The organism is Janthinobacterium sp. GW821-FHT03A03 (genome assembly GCF_059421435.1).
Genome location: NZ_JBWKUZ010000010.1, coordinates 145,988 through 163,050, shown reverse-complemented (window position 1 = coordinate 163,050; position 17,063 = coordinate 145,988). Strand labels below are relative to the sequence as shown.

The 17,063-nt window shown below is 56.4% G+C and carries 28 protein-coding genes; all 28 read left to right on the top strand.

Annotated features, from left to right (window positions below):
- On the top strand, window positions 1-489 hold a 489-nt coding region (locus tag AC07VI_RS19080; protein ID WP_494808814.1), incomplete at its 5' end, for an EF-Tu C-terminal domain-related protein.
- Between the two features lie 179 nt (window positions 490-668).
- Window positions 669-986, top strand: a complete 318-nt coding sequence (rpsJ, locus tag AC07VI_RS19075; RefSeq protein WP_010394389.1) for a 30S ribosomal protein S10 — start codon at window positions 669-671, stop codon at window positions 984-986.
- A gap of 145 nt (window positions 987-1,131) precedes the next feature.
- On the top strand, window positions 1,132-1,977 hold the full coding sequence (locus AC07VI_RS19070) for a DUF817 domain-containing protein (protein WP_086147726.1): 846 nt from the start codon (window positions 1,132-1,134) through the stop codon (window positions 1,975-1,977).
- A 242-nt stretch (window positions 1,978-2,219) separates the two neighbouring features.
- Entirely contained in the window at window positions 2,220-2,951 is a 732-nt protein-coding gene (gene creB, locus AC07VI_RS19065) for a two-component system response regulator CreB (protein WP_492992258.1), read from the top strand.
- A complete protein-coding gene (gene creC, locus AC07VI_RS19060; protein WP_099375286.1) occupies window positions 2,948-4,369 on the top strand; it encodes a two-component system sensor histidine kinase CreC in 1,422 nt (473 codons plus the stop codon). Before creB ends, creC begins: the two co-directional genes overlap by 4 nt.
- Window positions 4,370-4,454: 85 nt before the next feature.
- Entirely contained in the window at window positions 4,455-5,840 is a 1,386-nt protein-coding gene (creD, locus tag AC07VI_RS19055; protein WP_086147729.1) for a cell envelope integrity protein CreD, read from the top strand.
- Between the two features lie 221 nt (window positions 5,841-6,061).
- A complete protein-coding gene (locus AC07VI_RS19050) occupies window positions 6,062-6,274 on the top strand; it encodes a hypothetical protein (protein ID WP_086147730.1) in 213 nt (70 codons plus the stop codon).
- 346 nt (window positions 6,275-6,620) lie between these two features.
- Window positions 6,621-7,277, top strand: a complete 657-nt coding sequence (gene rplC, locus AC07VI_RS19045; RefSeq protein ID WP_076565200.1) for a 50S ribosomal protein L3 — start codon at window positions 6,621-6,623, stop codon at window positions 7,275-7,277.
- Window positions 7,278-7,280: 3 nt separating this feature from the next.
- A complete protein-coding gene (gene rplD / locus AC07VI_RS19040) occupies window positions 7,281-7,901 on the top strand; it encodes a 50S ribosomal protein L4 (protein ID WP_034753197.1) in 621 nt (206 codons plus the stop codon).
- A complete protein-coding gene (gene rplW / locus AC07VI_RS19035; protein ID WP_010394398.1) occupies window positions 7,898-8,215 on the top strand; it encodes a 50S ribosomal protein L23 in 318 nt (105 codons plus the stop codon). The genes rplD and rplW overlap by 4 nt, the downstream gene beginning before the upstream one ends.
- Complete coding sequence (gene rplB / locus AC07VI_RS19030) at window positions 8,215-9,042, top strand: 50S ribosomal protein L2 (RefSeq protein ID WP_034753198.1); 828 nt, start codon at window positions 8,215-8,217, stop codon at window positions 9,040-9,042. Before rplW ends, rplB begins: the two co-directional genes overlap by 1 nt.
- A gap of 10 nt (window positions 9,043-9,052) precedes the next feature.
- Window positions 9,053-9,328, top strand: a complete 276-nt coding sequence (gene rpsS / locus AC07VI_RS19025) for a 30S ribosomal protein S19 (RefSeq protein ID WP_008444295.1) — start codon at window positions 9,053-9,055, stop codon at window positions 9,326-9,328.
- On the top strand, window positions 9,325-9,657 hold the full coding sequence (rplV, locus tag AC07VI_RS19020; protein WP_170840583.1) for a 50S ribosomal protein L22: 333 nt from the start codon (window positions 9,325-9,327) through the stop codon (window positions 9,655-9,657). Before rpsS ends, rplV begins: the two co-directional genes overlap by 4 nt.
- Before the next feature lie 9 nt (window positions 9,658-9,666).
- Window positions 9,667-10,482, top strand: a complete 816-nt coding sequence (gene rpsC, locus AC07VI_RS19015) for a 30S ribosomal protein S3 (protein ID WP_071325663.1) — start codon at window positions 9,667-9,669, stop codon at window positions 10,480-10,482.
- Between the two features lie 2 nt (window positions 10,483-10,484).
- A complete protein-coding gene (rplP, locus tag AC07VI_RS19010) occupies window positions 10,485-10,904 on the top strand; it encodes a 50S ribosomal protein L16 (RefSeq protein ID WP_038497037.1) in 420 nt (139 codons plus the stop codon).
- A gap of 12 nt (window positions 10,905-10,916) precedes the next feature.
- Window positions 10,917-11,108: a 50S ribosomal protein L29 gene (gene rpmC / locus AC07VI_RS19005; protein ID WP_010394412.1), complete on the top strand. Its 192-nt coding sequence runs from the start codon at window positions 10,917-10,919 to the stop codon at window positions 11,106-11,108.
- Window positions 11,105-11,377, top strand: coding sequence for a 30S ribosomal protein S17 (rpsQ, locus tag AC07VI_RS19000; RefSeq protein WP_010394415.1), 273 nt, complete (start codon window positions 11,105-11,107; stop codon window positions 11,375-11,377). Before rpmC ends, rpsQ begins: the two co-directional genes overlap by 4 nt.
- A 253-nt stretch (window positions 11,378-11,630) precedes the next feature.
- Window positions 11,631-11,999, top strand: coding sequence for a 50S ribosomal protein L14 (gene rplN / locus AC07VI_RS18995; RefSeq protein WP_008444317.1), 369 nt, complete (start codon window positions 11,631-11,633; stop codon window positions 11,997-11,999).
- Between the two features lie 9 nt (window positions 12,000-12,008).
- Window positions 12,009-12,323: a 50S ribosomal protein L24 gene (rplX, locus tag AC07VI_RS18990; protein WP_034753204.1), complete on the top strand. Its 315-nt coding sequence runs from the start codon at window positions 12,009-12,011 to the stop codon at window positions 12,321-12,323.
- A gap of 6 nt (window positions 12,324-12,329) precedes the next feature.
- Complete coding sequence (rplE, locus tag AC07VI_RS18985; RefSeq protein WP_010394421.1) at window positions 12,330-12,869, top strand: 50S ribosomal protein L5; 540 nt, start codon at window positions 12,330-12,332, stop codon at window positions 12,867-12,869.
- Between the two features lie 2 nt (window positions 12,870-12,871).
- The gene (gene rpsN / locus AC07VI_RS18980; RefSeq protein WP_010394423.1) at window positions 12,872-13,177 is read left to right on the top strand and encodes a 30S ribosomal protein S14; all 306 of its coding nucleotides are present in this window, start codon (window positions 12,872-12,874) and stop codon (window positions 13,175-13,177) included.
- Window positions 13,178-13,191: 14 nt separating this feature from the next.
- Complete coding sequence (gene rpsH, locus AC07VI_RS18975) at window positions 13,192-13,587, top strand: 30S ribosomal protein S8 (RefSeq protein ID WP_071325662.1); 396 nt, start codon at window positions 13,192-13,194, stop codon at window positions 13,585-13,587.
- 10 nt (window positions 13,588-13,597) lie between these two features.
- Window positions 13,598-14,131, top strand: a complete 534-nt coding sequence (rplF, locus tag AC07VI_RS18970) for a 50S ribosomal protein L6 (protein WP_076565202.1) — start codon at window positions 13,598-13,600, stop codon at window positions 14,129-14,131.
- Between the two features lie 13 nt (window positions 14,132-14,144).
- The gene (rplR, locus tag AC07VI_RS18965; protein ID WP_010394431.1) at window positions 14,145-14,507 is read left to right on the top strand and encodes a 50S ribosomal protein L18; all 363 of its coding nucleotides are present in this window, start codon (window positions 14,145-14,147) and stop codon (window positions 14,505-14,507) included.
- Between the two features lie 9 nt (window positions 14,508-14,516).
- Complete coding sequence (gene rpsE, locus AC07VI_RS18960; RefSeq protein ID WP_086147731.1) at window positions 14,517-15,035, top strand: 30S ribosomal protein S5; 519 nt, start codon at window positions 14,517-14,519, stop codon at window positions 15,033-15,035.
- A gap of 10 nt (window positions 15,036-15,045) precedes the next feature.
- Window positions 15,046-15,225, top strand: a complete 180-nt coding sequence (gene rpmD / locus AC07VI_RS18955) for a 50S ribosomal protein L30 (protein ID WP_010394435.1) — start codon at window positions 15,046-15,048, stop codon at window positions 15,223-15,225.
- A 30-nt stretch (window positions 15,226-15,255) separates the two neighbouring features.
- Window positions 15,256-15,687: a 50S ribosomal protein L15 gene (rplO, locus tag AC07VI_RS18950; protein ID WP_034753211.1), complete on the top strand. Its 432-nt coding sequence runs from the start codon at window positions 15,256-15,258 to the stop codon at window positions 15,685-15,687.
- A 32-nt stretch (window positions 15,688-15,719) separates the two neighbouring features.
- The gene (gene secY, locus AC07VI_RS18945) at window positions 15,720-17,054 is read left to right on the top strand and encodes a preprotein translocase subunit SecY (RefSeq protein ID WP_071325660.1); all 1,335 of its coding nucleotides are present in this window, start codon (window positions 15,720-15,722) and stop codon (window positions 17,052-17,054) included.
- Window positions 17,055-17,063 lie beyond the last annotated feature (9 nt).

The following is a 17,063-nucleotide window of genomic DNA, read 5'->3' as shown; positions in this document are numbered from 1 at the left end:
GAGCGCGGCATCATCAAGGTCGGCGAAGAGATCGAAATCGTCGGCATCACCGATACCGTCAAAACGACTTGCACCGGTGTGGAAATGTTCCGCAAGCTGCTGGATCAGGGTCAAGCTGGCGACAACGTTGGTCTGCTGCTGCGCGGCACCAAGCGTGAAGACGTGCAACGTGGTCAAGTTCTGGCCAAGCCAGGCTCGATCAAGCCGCACGCCCACTTCACCGGCGAGATCTATGTTCTGTCGAAAGACGAAGGCGGCCGTCATACGCCATTCTTCAACAACTATCGTCCACAGTTCTACTTCCGCACGACGGACGTGACCGGTTCGATCGAGTTGCCAGCAGACAAAGAAATGGTCATGCCAGGCGATAACGTGTCGATCACCGTCAAGCTGATCAACCCGATCGCGATGGAAGAAGGTCTGCGCTTCGCTATCCGTGAAGGCGGCCGTACCGTCGGCGCCGGCGTGGTTGCAAAAATCCTGGCTTAATTCTTAAGCCTGCATAAAAGAAGACGCGTCGTCGCCCGGCGCCCTTCTTTTTATTCAACTGCCGGGGTTGGCAAGCATTTTGGTGCTATCATGTCGACCCTGACGGTTGTTGCGTCAGAAATTCCCGTATTACCTCATTGCCGTGCAAACCGCGCGGTTCGTTCTTTTAAGGAAATATCATGTCGGCACCAAACCAAAAAATCCGTATCCGCCTGAAGGCTTTCGATTACAAACTGATCGACCAGTCCGCTCTGGAAATCGTTGAAACCGCGAAGCGCACCGGCGCTGTCGTCAAAGGCCCAGTACCACTGCCTACCCGTATTCAGCGTTTCGATGTGCTGCGTTCCCCGCACGTCAACAAAACTTCGCGCGATCAGTTCGAGATCCGTACGCACCAACGCCTGATGGACATCGTTGACCCAACGGACAAAACCGTTGACGCGCTGATGAAGCTGGACCTGCCAGCTGGTGTTGATGTTGAAATCAAACTGCAATAATCGTCTTTAAGAAGGCCGGCGGGTGTCCCGCTGCCTGATGATGGGGCCGGGCCTGCTCACGATCGTGAGTGCGCCCGGCCCCATTGCCGTTGGTGCGCATGCAAAATCGCTTTACAGTGCCGCGGGCGGCCGATAAAGTTGCTGCATGCTTAACGCCATCGATACCCACCTGTTAAATGCCACTCCCCGCCATCGCTTGCGCGGCTGGCCGCGCTTCCTGACCGAGTTCCTGTATTTCGGCATCAAGGAGGCGAGGTCCTGCCTGTTCGTGGGGCTGTTTTTTGCTGCCGTCTTCCTGGTGCCGCGCACAGGCCTGTTCGGCCTGCCGCGCTATGACGTGCTGCTGCTGGTGGCACTGGCGATCCAGGGGGCGATGGTCTGGAGCGGGCTGGAAACGTGGGATGAATTGAAAGCCATCTGCCTGTTTCATGCGGTCGGCTTCGCACTGGAGGTGTTCAAGGTCTCGGGGACGATCCAGTCGTGGAGCTATCCCGACTTTGCCTACAGCAAGGTGCTTGGCGTGCCCCTGTTTTCCGGCTTCATGTACGCTGCCGTCGGCAGCTACATCATCCAGACCTGGCGCCTGCTCGACATGCGCATACGCCACCATCCGCCGTACTGGATGGCGGTGCTGATCGCGCTGCTAATTTACGCCAACTTCTTCACCCATCACTACATCGGCGACTATCGTTGGTACCTGGCCGCCTGCGCGCTGGGCTTGTACGCGCGCACCACCGTGGTATTTCGTCCGCTCGACCGCGACCGCAGCATGCCTTTGCTGCTCGGTTTCGTGCTGGTCGGCTTCTTTATCTGGCTAGCTGAAAACATCAGTACCTTCTGGGGCGTATGGCGCTACCCGAATCAGCTTGGCGCATGGTCGGTGGTGCATGTCAGCAAATGGAGCTCATGGTCGCTGCTGGTGGTGATGACGTTCACCATCGTGGCCCACCTCAAGCACATCAAGGCCAGCATCCACGTCGCCCAGCCTTAGCCGCGCGATATGGCCGCTATCGCGTCGAAGCGCCCGCGCAGCATCGCCTGGGGGTATGGTTTTCAACGTTTTCTTGTGCGGGTGTTGGGCAAGGCGCATCGGTGGCGTTATGCCGTGATAACTAGGCCATTCGTGATTTCTTGCGGGAGGCTTTTTGCCGCTGCCCATTTGCGCGCGCGATTGACGCCGCTTGACCGCTTCAGGGATACTCCGGGTCTCTCCATCAATGTGTGCCGCCGCCCATGTCCAAGACTGTCCTGATCGTGGAAGATGAACAGGCGATTGCCGATAGCATCGCCTATGCCCTGCGCACGGATGGCTTTGCGCCGCGCCACGTGATGCTGGGCGAGCAGGCGCTGGCCGCGTTGCGCACACATCCCGGCGAGGCGGCAGAAATTCCCGTGCTCGTGGTACTCGACGTGGGCTTGCCCGACATGAGCGGGCTGGAAGTATGCCGGCGCTTGCGCCAGTTTTCCGATGTGCCGGTGATCTTCCTGACCGCTCGCAGCGACGAAATCGACCGCATCGTCGGCCTGGAAATTGGCGCCGACGATTACGTCACTAAACCGTTTTCACCGCGCGAACTGGTGGCGCGCATCCGCGTCATCCTGCGGCGTGCCGGTAGTACGCCGACTTCGCGCGAATCAGGCATGACGATGGTTGCGCCTGTTGCCGCGGCTGCGGCGGAGCGCTTCGAATTGCGCGCGCCGGAGGCGAGGGTGTTGTTTTACGGCCAGCCGCTGGAGCTGACCCGCTATGAATATCTGTTGCTGAAAACCCTGATCGAGCATCCGGGTCATGTACTGTCCCGCGCGCAGCTGATGCAGCGGGTGTGGAGCGGGGCACCCGATACGCTCGAGCGCACGGTCGACGCGCACGTCAAGTCGCTGCGCGCCAAGCTGCGCCTCATCGATGCGCAGCTCGACCCCATCCAGACCCACCGTGGCCTCGGCTACAGCCTGGCTTGCGCATGAGAATCGGCCTGCGCATCTTGCTCGGCTACTTCCTGATCGTGGGCCTGGCGGCGTGGTTTCTGCTGAACGTCTTCATGGAGCAGGTCAAGCCTGGCGTGCGCTCGACCCTGGAAGATACCCTGGTCGACACCTCGCAGCTGCTGGCCAGCCTGGTGGCGCCCGATCTGAAGGCGGGCACGCTGGCGCAGTCGCCGGTGCTGGCGCGCATGCAGGACTATGCGCGCCATGGCGTGGACATCAATATCAATGGGGTGCGCAAGCGGACTCTCGATTACCGCATCTACATCACGGACCGGCGCGGTATCGTGCTGTTCGATTCCAGCGGGCGTGACGTGGGCCGCGACTATTCGCGCTGGAACGACGTGTACCTCAGCTTGCAGGGCAAGTATGGGGCGCGCAGCACCCGCAGCCGGTCCGATGATGAGATGTCGACGGTAATGCATGTAGCCGCGCCTGTTCGCGATGGCGATGAGGTCATCGGGGTGCTGACGGTGGCCAAGCCAAACGCCAGCGTGCAAGCCTTTGTCGAGCGCAGCCAGCGCAAGATCCTGCAGCGCGGCGCCGTGTTGCTATTGTTGTCCCTGCTGATCGGCCTGGCCTTCGCCTGGTGGCTGCACCATGCGTTGGGCAAACTGATGCGCTATATCGGCGAGGTGGAAGCCGGGCGCAAGGTGGCGCTGCCGGCCCTGGGCAAGAACGAGTTCGGCACCTTGGGGCGGGCGCTGGAAGCGATGCGCACGCGCCTGGAGGGCAAAGAGTACGTGGAGCAGTTGATGCACACACTGGCGCATGAATTGAAAAGCCCGATCGCCGCCATCCAGGCCTCGGCCGAGCTGCTGCAGGAAGATATGGCGCCGGCAGAGCGGCAGCAGTTCCTCGGCAGCATCCTCGGACAGAATGCACGCCAGCGGCAGCTGATCGACAAGCTGCTGGCCCTCGTGCGCGTGGAAAAGCAGCAGCGCCTGGACGCGCCCGAGCGCATCGCGCTGGCGCCCCTGCTGGCGCAAGTGGCGCAGGACGCAGCCGCAACGCTGGCGGCGCGCGGCGTGGGCCTGCAACTGCAATGCGGCGAGTTGAGCGTGGCCGGTGATGCCCTGTTGCTGCGCCAGGCGCTGGGTAACCTGCTCGATAACGCGGCCGGCTTTGCGCCGCCGGGCAGCTGCATCGACCTGACGGCGCGGCGCCTGGGCAGCCAGGTGGAAATCGCCGTGCGCGACCGCGGCGAAGGTATTCCGGCATATGCGCTCGAACGCGTCTTCGAGCGATTTTATTCCTTGCCGCGCCCGAGCGCAGGCAAGAGCACGGGCCTGGGACTGCCCTTCGTGCGCGAGGTGGCTTCCCTGCATGGTGGTGCAGTCGAGGTCGCTAACCATCCGGATGGCGGCGCCTGTGCCTGCCTGCGGCTGCCGCTGGCCTGACCTAATTTTTTGCTGACTTCACACAGAACGCATCGTCAGCGCATACAGTTTTTTTACACTGGCCGCCTTACTTCAAGGATGCGCCATGCAAAAAACTCTGTTAGTCAAAGCGTTGATCGTGTTCGGCCTGATGCTGCTGATCGGCCTGCCTTTGCTGATGATTCAGGAAACGATCAAGGAGCGGATGGAATTCCGCCAGGAAGCCGTCAACAGCATTGCCGCCGATTCGGTGCGCGAACAAACCATCATCGGTCCCATTCTGGTGATTCCCTACACGGAGCAGTATGAAGAGCGCGTGGAGGTGGCCAAGGGCGATGACAAGGAAGCGAAATCGGCGGTGCGCACGGAGCTATTGCGCCGCACGGTGCAGCGTCGTCTGCTTGTCTACCCGAACAATTTACTACTCGACGGTAACATCGAAACGGACCGCCGTTACCGCGGCATCCATCAGGTGCTGGTCTATAGCGGCCAGCACGCCTTCAAGGGCGACTTTACAGTGCCGGCCAGCGGCCAGCTGCCGCGCAAGTCGCCGGACTCGCGCGTGACCCTGGGTGCCCCGTTCGTGGCCCTGTCCATCGAGGACGTGCGCGGTATCCGCAACATTCCGAAAATTGACTGGGGCGGGCAAAAAATCGAGTTCGAGCAGGGCAGCGATCTGTTTGCCTTCCGCAGCGGCTTGCATGCGCCGCTGGGCGCCATGCCCTTGGCGGCGCCGCAGCAGGTGGGCTTCAGCTTTGACCTGGGCCTCGATGGCATCGAACGCCAGCACTTCGTGCCGTTGGCGAAAAACAGTCAGATCAGCATCAAGTCGAACTGGCCCCATCCGCAGTTTGGCGGGCGCTTCCTGCCGTCGCCGAAATTCCGCCAGATCAACGCCGATGGCTTTCAGGTCGAGTGGAGCATCTCCTCGCTGGCCACCAATGCGCAAACGCAACTGAGCACGATCGAGGGGGAATTCAAGATGCCCGACAGCGCGCCGCTGGGCCAGGTGGACCGCTTCAGCGTGGGCTTCATCGAGCCGGTGAACGTGTATTCGCAATCGGACCGGGCCACCAAATATGGCTTGCTGTTCGTGGCCCTGACCTTTGCCGCCTTCTTCATCTTTGAAATCCTGAAAAGCCTGCCGATCCACCCGGTGCAGTACTTCCTGGTCGGCTTGTCGCTGGTGATCTTCTTCTTGCTGCTGGTGGGCCTGGCAGAACACATCGCCTTCCTGGCCGCCTACCTGATCGCCAGCGCCGCCTGTATCGTGCTGACCAGCTTTTATCTGATGCACGTGCTGCACAACGCCTGGCGCGGCATCGGTTTCGGCGTGGGGCTGACGCTGCTGTATGGTGCCCTGTACGGCTTGCTGAGTTCGGAAAACAATGCGTTGGTGATGGGCAGCATCCTGCTGTTTGCCGTGCTGGCGGCCATCATGGTGGCGACACGCAAGGTTGATTGGTACCACGTGGGCAAGGGTAGCCAGTAATCCAGAGGCCTTGCCACGGCATACATAAAAAACATTGCTGATTTGGTAAATAAGTGGTTTTAAGTTGGTATTGTTTACGGTACTCTTTGGTATTAATTTCCGCAAAGCATGAATATACATGCGCGACGTACCAAAGTAGTAGGGCGGCGGCAGGCAGGATGGCTTGCCACTGCTTGGCAAGTCCTTCCATCCCAATCGATGAAAAACCTGGAGACAGCACCATGATCAAGAAACTGGCTTTTTTCCTCTTCGCCTGCAGTCTGAGCGGCAGTTATGCCTATGCCACCAGCGCAGAATTACAGCAATGCTATTACGGTTGCTGGCAAAAAATCGCCAGTTGCACGGGCGCTGGCGGCTTGGGCAGCAGCAGCCCGATCTGCCAGATGATGCTTGACACCTGCACCGCCAGCTGCGACAGGACGCACGGCGGCTAGTGCCGGGTGCCTGGTGGCGATCGCCCGGCGACCGGCGCGGCGCTGCGTGAAGGCGGGAAAGCGTGAGGCGCGAGTCGGGCGGCAAGCCCGCCTCGCGCCTTTGTCGTCATGGCGTCGACCCGCATGGATGACCATCCGCCCCCCCGTTTTGCCCGATATTTGCCCTCTTTGACAACTCCCGCACGGGCGTCGCGCAACACTTTGACATACCTCGTGTTAACTTGTTGCGTCAAGGGTTTTTGTGCTATATACTAGCCGGCTTCGGTATGGATTCGTCTTTTTTGAGTCCTACGTTACTTTGTAGTTAAACAAGCCCCGCCCAATCGCAGGTGGGAATGGAGAAAAAATGAGCCTAGGCCTTCTCGGTCGCAAGGTTGGTATGATGCGCATTTTCACGGATGAAGGGGATTCGATTCCTGTCACCGTGCTGGACGTATCGAACAACCGTGTTGCGCAAATCAAAACCCCTGAAACAGATGGCTACTCCGCTGTTCAGGTCGCATTCGGTCAACGTCGCGCTTCCCGCGTGACCAAAGCTGTTGCTGGTCATCACGCTAAAGCTGGTGTTGAAGCCGGTACTCTGTTGAAAGAGTTCCGTGTCGACGCTGCCAAAGCCGCTGAACTGAAAGCTGGCGATGTTGTCGCCGCTTCCCTGTTCGAAGTCGGTCAAAAGATCGACGTGCAAGGCGTTACCATTGGTAAAGGCTATGCAGGCGTTATCAAACGTTACCACTTCGCTTCCGGCCGTCAAACGCACGGTAACTCGCGTTCGCATAACGTTCCAGGTTCCATCGGTATGGCACAAGATCCAGGTCGCGTTTTCCCTGGTAAGCGCATGACCGGTCATCTGGGTGACGTTAACCGTACGATCCAGAACCTCGTGATCGCCCGTATCGATGCCGACCGTCAGCTGCTGCTGGTCAAAGGCGCGATTCCAGGTGCGAAAAATGGCCAGGTAGTTGTCTCGCCAGCCATCAAAACCAAAGCCAAGAAGGGAGCTTAAACGATGGAACTCAAGCTTCTGAATGCGCAAGGTCAAGCCGCCTCGAACGTTGCTGCAGCCGATACGATTTTCGGCCGTGACTACAACGAAGCGCTGATCCACCAAGTCGTCATCGCTTATCAAGCGAATGCACGTAGTGGTAACCGCAAGCAAAAAGACCGTGAAGAAGTTCACCACACGACGAAAAAGCCATGGCGCCAAAAAGGTACCGGCCGTGCTCGTGCTGGTATGTCGTCGTCGCCACTGTGGCGCGGCGGTGGTCGGATTTTCCCGAACTCGCCTGACGAAAACTTCACCCACAAAGTGAACAAAAAAATGTATCGCGCAGGTATCTGCTCGATCCTGTCGCAGCTGGCTCGCGAAGAGCGCCTGATCGTCATCGACGATCTGACGATCGACGCGCCAAAAACCAAGCTGCTGTCGCAAAAATTGAACGGCCTGGGCTTTGATTCGGTTCTGATCATCACCGACGTTCTGAACGAAAACCTGGAACTGGCATCGCGCAACCTGCCTAACGTACTCGTCGTTGAGCCACGTCATGCAGACCCGATGTCCCTGGTGTTCTACAAGAAGATCTTGGTCACCAAAGCTGCATTGGCTAAGATTGAGGAGATGCTGGCATGAGCGCGATTTTGAAACATAGCGAAGAACGCTTGATGAAGGTGCTGTTGGCGCCGGTCATTTCCGAAAAGGCCACCATGGTCGCGGAAAAGAACGAGCAAATTGTATTCCGCGTACTGCCGGATGCAACCAAGCCTGAAATCAAGGCAGCGGTCGAACTGCTGTTCAAGGTTGAAGTTCTGTCCGTGCAAACTGCAAACCGCGAAGGTAAGCAAAAGCGCACCGGCAAGTTCAACGGTCGTCGTAACCATACCAAGCGTGCTTTCGTGTGCCTGAAGCCTGGCCAGGAAATCAACTTCTCCGAGGAGGCTGCATAATGGCACTCGTTAAGATGAAACCAACCTCGCCAGGCCGTCGCGGCATGGTAAAGGTGGTGAATGCCGACCTGTACAAAGGTCGTCCGTTCGCTGCCCTGGTTGAAAAGAAATCCAAGACCGCTGGTCGTAACAACAACGGTCACATCACCACCCGTCATATCGGTGGTGGTCATAAGCAACACTATCGCCTGATCGACTTCAAGCGCACCAAAGATGGTATTCCAGCGAAAGTGGAACGTATCGAATACGATCCAAACCGCACCGCGAATATCGCTCTGCTGTGCTACGCCGACGGCGAGCGTCACTACATCATCGCAACCAAAGGCATGGCCGTTGGCGACAGCGTGATGAACGGTTCGGAAGCGCCGATCAAATCGGGTAACTGCTTGCCAATCCGTAACATCCCAGTCGGTACCGTGATGCATTGCGTCGAAATGCTGCCAGGTAAAGGTGCCCAAATGGCACGTACCGCTGGCGCCGGCGTTGTGCTGATGGCACGTGAAGGTACCTACGCTCAAGTGCGTCTGCGCTCGGGTGAAGTACGTCGCGTGCACATCGAGTGCCGTGCAACGGTTGGTGAAGTCGGCAATGCCGAGCATAGCCTGCGTAAAATCGGTAAAGCTGGTGCGATGCGCTGGCGCGGTGTTCGTCCTACCGTTCGCGGTGTGGTCATGAACCCGGTCGATCACCCGCACGGTGGTGGTGAAGGTAAAACAGCAGCTGGTCGTCATCCAGTTTCGCCTTGGGGCCAACAGACTAAAGGTAAGAAGACACGCAGCAACAAGCGTACTACTTCCATGATCGTCTCGCGCCGCGGCAAGAAATAAGGGGTAGCACATGACACGTTCATTGAAAAAAGGGCCGTTCTGTGACGCCCACCTGGTGAAAAAAGTTGAAGCTGCGCAAGCTGCCAAAGACAAAAAGCCAATCAAAACCTGGTCGCGTCGTTCGACAATCATGCCTGACTTCATCGGCCTGACGATCGCGGTGCATAACGGCAAGCTGCACGTGCCGGTTTATGTTTCCGAAAACATGGTTGGTCACAAGCTCGGCGAATTCGCACTGACCCGTACGTTCAAGGGCCATGCAGCTGACAAAAAGGCTAAGAAATAATGGAAACTAAAGCTATCCTCAAAGGTGTGCGCCTGTCGGACCAAAAGGGCCGCCTGGTTGCTGACCTGATCCGTGGCAAGAAAGTTGACGCTGCACTCAACATCTTGCAATTCAGCCCGAAAAAAGGTGCTGCGATCATCAAGCGCGTTCTGGAATCCGCTATTGCGAATGCCGAGCACAATGATGGCGCCGACATCGACGAATTGTTCGTGAAAACGATCTACGTCGAAAAAGGTCCGGTCTTGAAGCGCTTCACCGCGCGTGCAAAAGGCCGTGGCGACCGTATTTCGAAACAATCCTGTCACGTTTACGTGACTGTCGGTAACTAAGGAGCCACGATGGGTCAGAAAATTCATCCAACCGGTTTCCGTCTGGCGGTCACCCGTAACTGGGCTTCGCGCTGGTATGCAGGCAACGGTAATTTCGCTGCCATGCTGAACGAAGACTTGAAAGCACGTGCTTACCTGAAAAAGAAACTGAAGAACGCTTCCGTTGGCCGCATCGTTATCGAGCGCCCAGCCAAGAACGCGCGCTTCACGATCTACAGCTCGCGCCCAGGCGTGGTCATTGGTAAAAAAGGCGAAGACATCGAAGTACTGAAGTCCGCTTTGACCAAGATCATGGGCGTACCTGTTCACGTGAACATTGAAGAAATCCGCAAGCCGGAAATCGATTCGCAACTGATCGCCGATTCGATCGCTCAGCAGCTGGAAAAACGGATCATGTTCCGCCGCGCCATGAAGCGTGCAATGCAAAACGCAATGCGCCTGGGTGCTCTCGGTATCAAGATCATGTCGTCCGGCCGTCTGAACGGTATCGAAATCGCGCGTAAAGAGTGGTACCGCGAAGGCCGCGTGCCTCTGCATACCCTGCGCGCCGATATCGACTACGGTACCAGCGAAGCGTCGACCACCTACGGTATCATCGGCGTCAAGGTGTGGGTATACAAAGGTGACCGCGCGCCTAACGGCGATGCACCAGTCATCGATACTCCAGCTGACGAGAAGAAGAGCCGCGGTCCACGCCGTGACGATGGCAAGCCAGCCGGCCGCCCACGTCCAGCGGGTGCGAAACCATCCACAGCACCAGGTGCTGCTCGTGTGCGCGCCGCTAAACCGGCCGCCGCTGCACCAGCTGAGAAAGCAGGAGAATAATCATGCTGCAACCAGCACGCAGAAAGTATCGTAAAGAGCAGAAAGGCCGTAACACCGGTATTTCGCACAGCCGCGGCACCGCCGTGTCGTTTGGCGAATTCGGTCTGAAGGCAGTTGCGCGCGGTCGTATCACTGCGCGTCAAATTGAAGCGGCGCGTCGTGCAATGACGCGTCACATCAAGCGCGGTGGCCGTATCTGGATCCGTATTTTCCCGGACAAACCGATTTCGAACAAACCGGCTGAAGTCCGTATGGGTAACGGTAAAGGTAATCCAGAGTACTACGTCGCTGAAATTCAGCCAGGCAAAGTACTGTACGAAATGGATGGCGTTGATGAAGCGCTGGCACGGGAAGCTTTCCGTCTTGCCGCCGCTAAACTGCCACTGGCTACGACGTTTGTCGTACGTCAAGTCGGCCAATAATTGGAGTTGTATATGAAAGCATCTGAACTCCGCGGCAAGGACCAGCCGGCTCTGCAAAAAGAGCTGAATGATCTGTTGAAGGCACAGTTCGGCCTGCGTATGCAAATCGCTACGCAACAGCTGAGCAACACTTCGCAGCTCAAGAAGGTACGCCGCGATATCGCGCGTGTGAAGACGGTAATGAATCTGAAGGAAGCCAAATGAACGAACCAGTGAAACAGTCGCTCAAGCGCACGCTGATCGGTAAAGTGGTTTCGGACAAGATGGACAAGACCGTTACCGTTCTGATCGAGCGCCACGTAAAACATCCTTTGTATGGCAAGATCATCATGCGTTCGAACAAGTATCACGCGCATGACGAGACCAACCAAGTCAAGGCCGGTGATACGGTCGAGATCCAGGAAGGTCGCCCGATCTCCAAAACGAAGGCATGGACGGTGACACGTGTGGTTCAAGCCGCACCAACCGTTTAAATAAAAACCACCGTTTCGGCGGTGGATTTTAATTAGTACTTGCAGGCCCGCAAATTGTATGTAATACTTGCGGGCTTCGTTCATGTAACGCCGCAAAGTGTCTGGCCACAGACAGTAGCATTCGCGGTCAGTTGATGTATGAAGGTCATGCACCCAAACAGTGAAGCCCAGCAGGGCGGCTCTGGCGGGACCAAGACTGACCGTGGGTCTACATTGTGTGGATTCTTCGGCTTAAGTTGGGAAAGAGAATACTATGATTCAAACTGAAAGCCGGCTCGAAGTGGCTGACAATACCGGTGCCAAAGAAGTCATGTGCATCAAGGTATTGGGCGGCTCCAAGCGCCGTTATGCTGGCATTGGCGATGTGATCAAGGTAACCGTCAAGGTTGCTGCGCCACGTGGCCGTGTCAAAAAAGGTGAAATTTATAACGCCGTGGTTGTGCGCACCGCTAAAGGTGTTCGCCGCCAAGACGGTTCCCTGGTGAAGTTCGACGGCAACGCCGCCGTTCTGTTGAACGCCAAGCTGGAACCGATCGGTACCCGTATTTTTGGACCTGTCACGCGCGAACTGCGCACTGAGAAGTTCATGAAAATCGTGTCCCTGGCACCGGAAGTCCTGTAAGGAGTCGTAATGGATAAGATTCGTAAAAACGACGAAGTCATCGTTCTGACCGGGAAAGACAAGGGCAAACGTGGTGTGGTACAGCAGCGTATCGATGCTGAACATATCGTGGTTGACGGCATTAACATCGCTAAAAAAGCGACTAAGCCAAACCCGATGACTGGCGTAACTGGTGGTATCGTCGATAAGACCATGCCAATTCACGTGTCCAACGTTGCATTGTTTAATGCAGCGACTGGCAAGGCAGATCGCGTGGGTTTCAAAGAAGTGGACGGCAAGAAAGTTCGCATCTTTAAATCCTCCGGCGAAGTAGTGAAGGCTTAAGAAATCATGGCACGTCTCCAAGAATTCTATAAAGAAAAAGTCGTTGCCGACCTGACCAGCAAGTTTGGTTACAAGTCGGTAATGGAAGTTCCACGCCTGACCAAGATCACCCTGAACATGGGTGTTGGTGAGGCTATCGCGGATAAGAAAGTTCTCGAGCACGCAGTTGCTGACTTGACCAAGATCGCCGGCCAGAAGCCAGTGACCACCAAGTCCCGCAAAGCGATCGCAGGCTTCAAAATCCGTGAAGGTTACCCGATCGGTACGATGGTCACCCTGCGCGGCGCTCGCATGTACGAGTTCCTGGATCGCTTCATTACCGTGGCTCTGCCGCGCGTACGCGATTTCCGTGGTGTGAACGGCCGTGCATTTGATGGTCGTGGCAACTACAACATCGGTGTCAAGGAACAGATCATTTTCCCTGAAATCGAATACGACAAGATTGACGCGTTGCGCGGTATGAATATCAGCATCACGACAACCGCTAAGACCGATGACGAAGCCAAAGCTTTGCTCGCCGCCTTTAAATTCCCTTTCAGGAACTGATCATGGCCAAACTGTCACTGATTAATCGTGAGATCAAGCGTGCTGACCTGGTGGCGAAATTCGCCCCTAAGCGCGAAGCTCTCAAGGCCATCGTCGATGACCAATCGAAATCGGAAGAAGAGCGCTACGAAGCTCGCCTGAAACTGCAGGCGCTGCCACGTAACTCGAACCCGACGCGTCAACGTAACCGTTGCGCCATCACCGGTCGTCCGCGCGGCACATTCCGTAAATTCGGTCTGGGTCGTATCAAGCTCCGTGAATTCGCCATGCGTGGTGAAATTCCGGGTATGACAAAAGCAAGCTGGTAATAGGAGAATATGCAATGAGTATGAGCGATCCTATCGCCGATATGCTGACCCGCATTCGCAACGCACAAGGCGTGCAAAAAACGACCGTGGCCATGCCATCGTCGAAAGTCAAAATTGCGATTGCCAACGTCCTGAAGGACGAGGGTTACATTGAAGATTTCGCTGTTGCCGAAGCTGGTGGCAAGGCGGAACTGAAGATCGGTTTGAAGTATTATGTTGGCCGTCCCGTTATTGAGCGCTTGGAGCGCGTGTCCCGTCCGGGTCTGCGCGTCTACAAGGGTAAAGACGAGATCCCTGTTGTGATGAATGGCTTGGGTGTGGCGATCGTGTCGACTCCGCAAGGCGTCATGACTGACCGCAAAGCACGCGCTACCGGTGTCGGCGGCGAAGTTATTTGCTACGTGGCTTAAGGAGTTACACATGTCTCGAGTAGCTAAAATGCCTATCGTAGTGCCAGCTGGCGCCGAAGTCGCCATCTCCGCACAAGCGATCACCGTAAAAGGCCCGCTGGGCGTACTTTCCCAAGTCCTCACCGGCCTGGTCAAAGTAGAAAACAATGCAGGAACCCTGACTTTCGACGTGGCGAACGACAGCCGCGAAGCCAATGCCATGTCCGGCACGCTGCGCGCACTGGTCAACAACATGGTTGTTGGCGTCACCAAGGGTTTCGAGAAAAAGCTGAACCTGGTAGGCGTGGGTTACAAGGCGCAAGCTCAAGGCGACAAGCTGAATCTGTCCCTGGGTTTTTCGCACCCTGTAGTGCATGACATGCCAGCCGGCGTTACCTGCGCAACACCAACCCCGACCGAGATCCTGATTAAAGGTATCGACCGTCAACAGGTTGGCCAGGTAGCCGCTGAAGTTCGTGCTTACCGCGCTCCTGAGCCTTATAAAGGCAAGGGCGTTCGCTATGCGGACGAAGTGGTTAAGCTTAAAGAAACCAAGAAGAAGTAATTAGGGGCTGACGATGGATAAGAAAGAATCACGGCTTCGCCGCGGACGCCAAACCCGCATCAAGATTGCGGAATTGAAAGTAAATCGCTTGTCGGTGCATCGCACCAACCTGCACATTTACGCCAACCTGATCAGCCCGGACGCTAAAGTCCTGGTTTCGGCCTCGACGGCTGAAGCGGAAGTTCGCGCTGAACTGGCGGGCCAATCCGGCAAAGGCGGCAATGCCGCTGCTGCAGCCTTGATCGGCAAGCGCGTCGCTGAAAAAGCGTTGAAAGCAGGAATTACCGAAGTTGCGTTCGACCGCTCCGGTTTCCGTTACCACGGCCGTGTGAAAGCGTTGGCAGAAGCCGCACGCGAAGCCGGTCTGAAGTTCTAAGGATCAATCATGGCAAAAATGCAAGCAAAAATGCAAAGCGACAAGCCGGATGATGGCATGCGCGAAAAAATGATCGCGATCAACCGCGTGACCAAAGTGGTCAAGGGTGGTCGTATCATGGGTTTCGCCGCGCTGACCGTAGTTGGTGATGGCGATGGCCGCGTCGGCATGGGCAAGGGCAAATCGAAAGAAGTGCCAGTTGGCGTGCAGAAGGCAATGGAAGAAGCCCGTCGCAACCTGATCAAAGTACCGCTCAAAAACGGCACCTTGCATCACACGGTTGTTGGTCGTCACGGCGCTTCCAAGGTCATGATGAACCCAGCTAAGCCTGGTACCGGCGTGATCGCTGGTGGCGCAATGCGCGCTATCTTCGAAGTGATGGGCGTGACGGACGTGGTGGCAAAATCCACCGGTTCGAACAACCCATACAACCTGGTACGCGCTACGCTGGATGGCCTGTCGAAAATGAGCACTGCTTCCGATATCGCTGCCAAGCGCGGCAAGTCGGTTGAAGACATTCTGGCTTAAGGTGGACAAAATGACAAACACAGTCAAAGTGCAATTGGTCAAGGGCTTGATCGGTACGCGCGAATCGCATCGCGCTACCGTGCGCGGTCTGGGTCTGCGTCGTGTAAATTCGGTTTCCGAATTGCAAGACACCCCATCCGTACGCGGCATGATCAATAAAGTATCGTATCTCGTTAAAGTTGTCGGGTAAGCCTTCGGGCTTACACGAACGGAGCAAATCATGGAATTGAATACTATTGCACCAGCCGAAGGCGCTAAGCACTACAAGCGTCGCGTCGGCCGCGGTATCGGCTCCGGCCTGGGTAAAACCTCGGGTCGTGGTCACAAAGGTCAGAAATCGCGTTCGGGCGGCTTTCATAAAGTCGGTTTCGAAGGCGGTCAGATGCCTCTGCAACGCCGTCTGCCTAAGCGCGGTTTCAAATCGATGCACGCCACCTTCAAAGCTGAAGTGCGCCTGTCCGATCTGAACAACCTGGCTGTTGGCGATGTCGACATTCTGGTCTTGAAGCAAGCTGGCGTTCTGGGCGTGTTGGCCCGTGACGTGCGCGTGATCTTGTCCGGCGAAATCACCAAAGCGGTGAATTTGAAGGGCTTGAAAGTGTCCGCTGGCGCGAAAGCAGCCATCGAAGCAGCCGGCGGCTCGGTAGCCTGAGTTGACCGCTAACAGCTTGATCGGAGCGAAAATTGGCGACTAATCCACAACTTGCTAAAAGTGCAGCGGCCGGTTTCCCTTGGGGGCGGCTCTGGTTTTTGCTTGGCGCATTGGTGGTTTATCGTATCGGTGCTCACGTCCCGGTTCCCGGGATTGACCCGACACAATTAGCCTCGCTGTTCAAGGAGCACGAAGGCGGCGTCCTGGGCATGTTCAACATGTTCTCGGGCGGTGCCTTGTCTCGTTTTACAGTGTTTGCGCTGGGTATCATGCCTTATATCTCGGCCTCGATCATCATGCAATTGCTGTCGATCGTGTCACCGCAGATGGAAGCGTTGAAAAAAGAAGGCGAAGCAGGTCGTCGCAAGATCACCCAGTACACCCGGTATTTCACGGTTGCGCTGGCACTGTTCCAAGCGTTGGGCATTGCAGTCGCACTGGAGTCGCAAGCTGGTCTGGTGTTGGAACCTGGTCTTGCATTCCGCTTCGTGACGGTCGTCACTTTGTTGACCGGAACAATGTTTTTGATGTGGTTGGGTGAGCAAATTACCGAGCGTGGCTTGGGGAATGGCATCTCGATCATCATTTTTGCCGGGATTGCAGCCGGTCTGCCGTCGGCGTTGGGTGGCTTGTTCACTCAGGTGTCGAATGGTTCGATCAGCAGCTTCAGCGCGATTTTCATCGTCATCCTGGTAGCACTGGTAACGTACTTCGTCGTATTCGTCGAACGTGGTCAGCGCAAAATATTGGTCAACTACGCGAAGCGCCAGGTAGGCAACAAGATTTATGGCGGTCAAACCAGCCATTTGCCGTTGAAGCTGAACATGGCCGGCGTGATCCCGCCGATCTTTGCTTCTTCGATCATCTTGTTCCCGGCCACTATCGTGGACTGGTTTTCAAAGGGCGCCGACAACGCTAACCCTGCGGTGCGGTTCTTGAAAGATTTGGCAGCATCGATGGGGCCTGGTGAGCCTATCCATGCGCTGTTGTACGCAGTGGCGATCGTGTTTTTCTGTTTCTTCTATACAGCGCTGGTATTTAACAGCAAGGAAACAGCGGATAACTTGAAGAAAAGCGGTGCGTTCATTCCCGGGATTCGTCCAGGCGAGCAGACAGCCCGTTACATCGACAAGATCCTGACACGCTTGACACTTGCCGGCGCAGTCTACATCACCCTGGTGTGTTTATTGCCGGAATTTATGCAAGCCCAGTGGAAAGTACCATTCTATTTCGGCGGTACTTCTTTATTGATTATTGTAGTTGTCACCATGGATTTCATGGCGCAAGTACAGAACTACGTGATGTCGCAGCAATATGATTCACTGCTGCGCAAAGCAAATTTCAAGGGCGGAATTCCGACGCGTTAAGCGCGGTAA

Coding starts and splice junctions, on each gene's coding strand:
- AC07VI_RS19070 (WP_086147726.1), top strand. CDS start 1,132: ATGCTTAACGCCATCGATACCCACCTGTTAAATGCCACTCCCCGCCAT.
- rplB (WP_034753198.1), top strand. CDS start 8,215: ATGGCACTCGTTAAGATGAAACCAACCTCGCCAGGCCGTCGCGGCATG.
- rplN (WP_008444317.1), top strand. CDS start 11,631: ATGATTCAAACTGAAAGCCGGCTCGAAGTGGCTGACAATACCGGTGCC.
- rpmD (WP_010394435.1), top strand. CDS start 15,046: ATGACAAACACAGTCAAAGTGCAATTGGTCAAGGGCTTGATCGGTACG.
- rpsN (WP_010394423.1), top strand. CDS start 12,872: ATGGCCAAACTGTCACTGATTAATCGTGAGATCAAGCGTGCTGACCTG.
- creD (WP_086147729.1), top strand. CDS start 4,455: ATGCAAAAAACTCTGTTAGTCAAAGCGTTGATCGTGTTCGGCCTGATG.
- rpsC (WP_071325663.1), top strand. CDS start 9,667: ATGGGTCAGAAAATTCATCCAACCGGTTTCCGTCTGGCGGTCACCCGT.
- rplC (WP_076565200.1), top strand. CDS start 6,621: ATGAGCCTAGGCCTTCTCGGTCGCAAGGTTGGTATGATGCGCATTTTC.
- rpsH (WP_071325662.1), top strand. CDS start 13,192: ATGAGTATGAGCGATCCTATCGCCGATATGCTGACCCGCATTCGCAAC.
- rplF (WP_076565202.1), top strand. CDS start 13,598: ATGTCTCGAGTAGCTAAAATGCCTATCGTAGTGCCAGCTGGCGCCGAA.
- rpmC (WP_010394412.1), top strand. CDS start 10,917: ATGAAAGCATCTGAACTCCGCGGCAAGGACCAGCCGGCTCTGCAAAAA.
- AC07VI_RS19050 (WP_086147730.1), top strand. CDS start 6,062: ATGATCAAGAAACTGGCTTTTTTCCTCTTCGCCTGCAGTCTGAGCGGC.
- rplX (WP_034753204.1), top strand. CDS start 12,009: ATGGATAAGATTCGTAAAAACGACGAAGTCATCGTTCTGACCGGGAAA.
- rpsS (WP_008444295.1), top strand. CDS start 9,053: ATGACACGTTCATTGAAAAAAGGGCCGTTCTGTGACGCCCACCTGGTG.
- rplO (WP_034753211.1), top strand. CDS start 15,256: ATGGAATTGAATACTATTGCACCAGCCGAAGGCGCTAAGCACTACAAG.
- rplP (WP_038497037.1), top strand. CDS start 10,485: ATGCTGCAACCAGCACGCAGAAAGTATCGTAAAGAGCAGAAAGGCCGT.
- creB (WP_492992258.1), top strand. CDS start 2,220: ATGTCCAAGACTGTCCTGATCGTGGAAGATGAACAGGCGATTGCCGAT.
- rplR (WP_010394431.1), top strand. CDS start 14,145: ATGGATAAGAAAGAATCACGGCTTCGCCGCGGACGCCAAACCCGCATC.
- rplE (WP_010394421.1), top strand. CDS start 12,330: ATGGCACGTCTCCAAGAATTCTATAAAGAAAAAGTCGTTGCCGACCTG.
- creC (WP_099375286.1), top strand. CDS start 2,948: ATGAGAATCGGCCTGCGCATCTTGCTCGGCTACTTCCTGATCGTGGGC.
- rpsQ (WP_010394415.1), top strand. CDS start 11,105: ATGAACGAACCAGTGAAACAGTCGCTCAAGCGCACGCTGATCGGTAAA.
- rpsJ (WP_010394389.1), top strand. CDS start 669: ATGTCGGCACCAAACCAAAAAATCCGTATCCGCCTGAAGGCTTTCGAT.
- rplW (WP_010394398.1), top strand. CDS start 7,898: ATGAGCGCGATTTTGAAACATAGCGAAGAACGCTTGATGAAGGTGCTG.
- rplD (WP_034753197.1), top strand. CDS start 7,281: ATGGAACTCAAGCTTCTGAATGCGCAAGGTCAAGCCGCCTCGAACGTT.
- rpsE (WP_086147731.1), top strand. CDS start 14,517: ATGGCAAAAATGCAAGCAAAAATGCAAAGCGACAAGCCGGATGATGGC.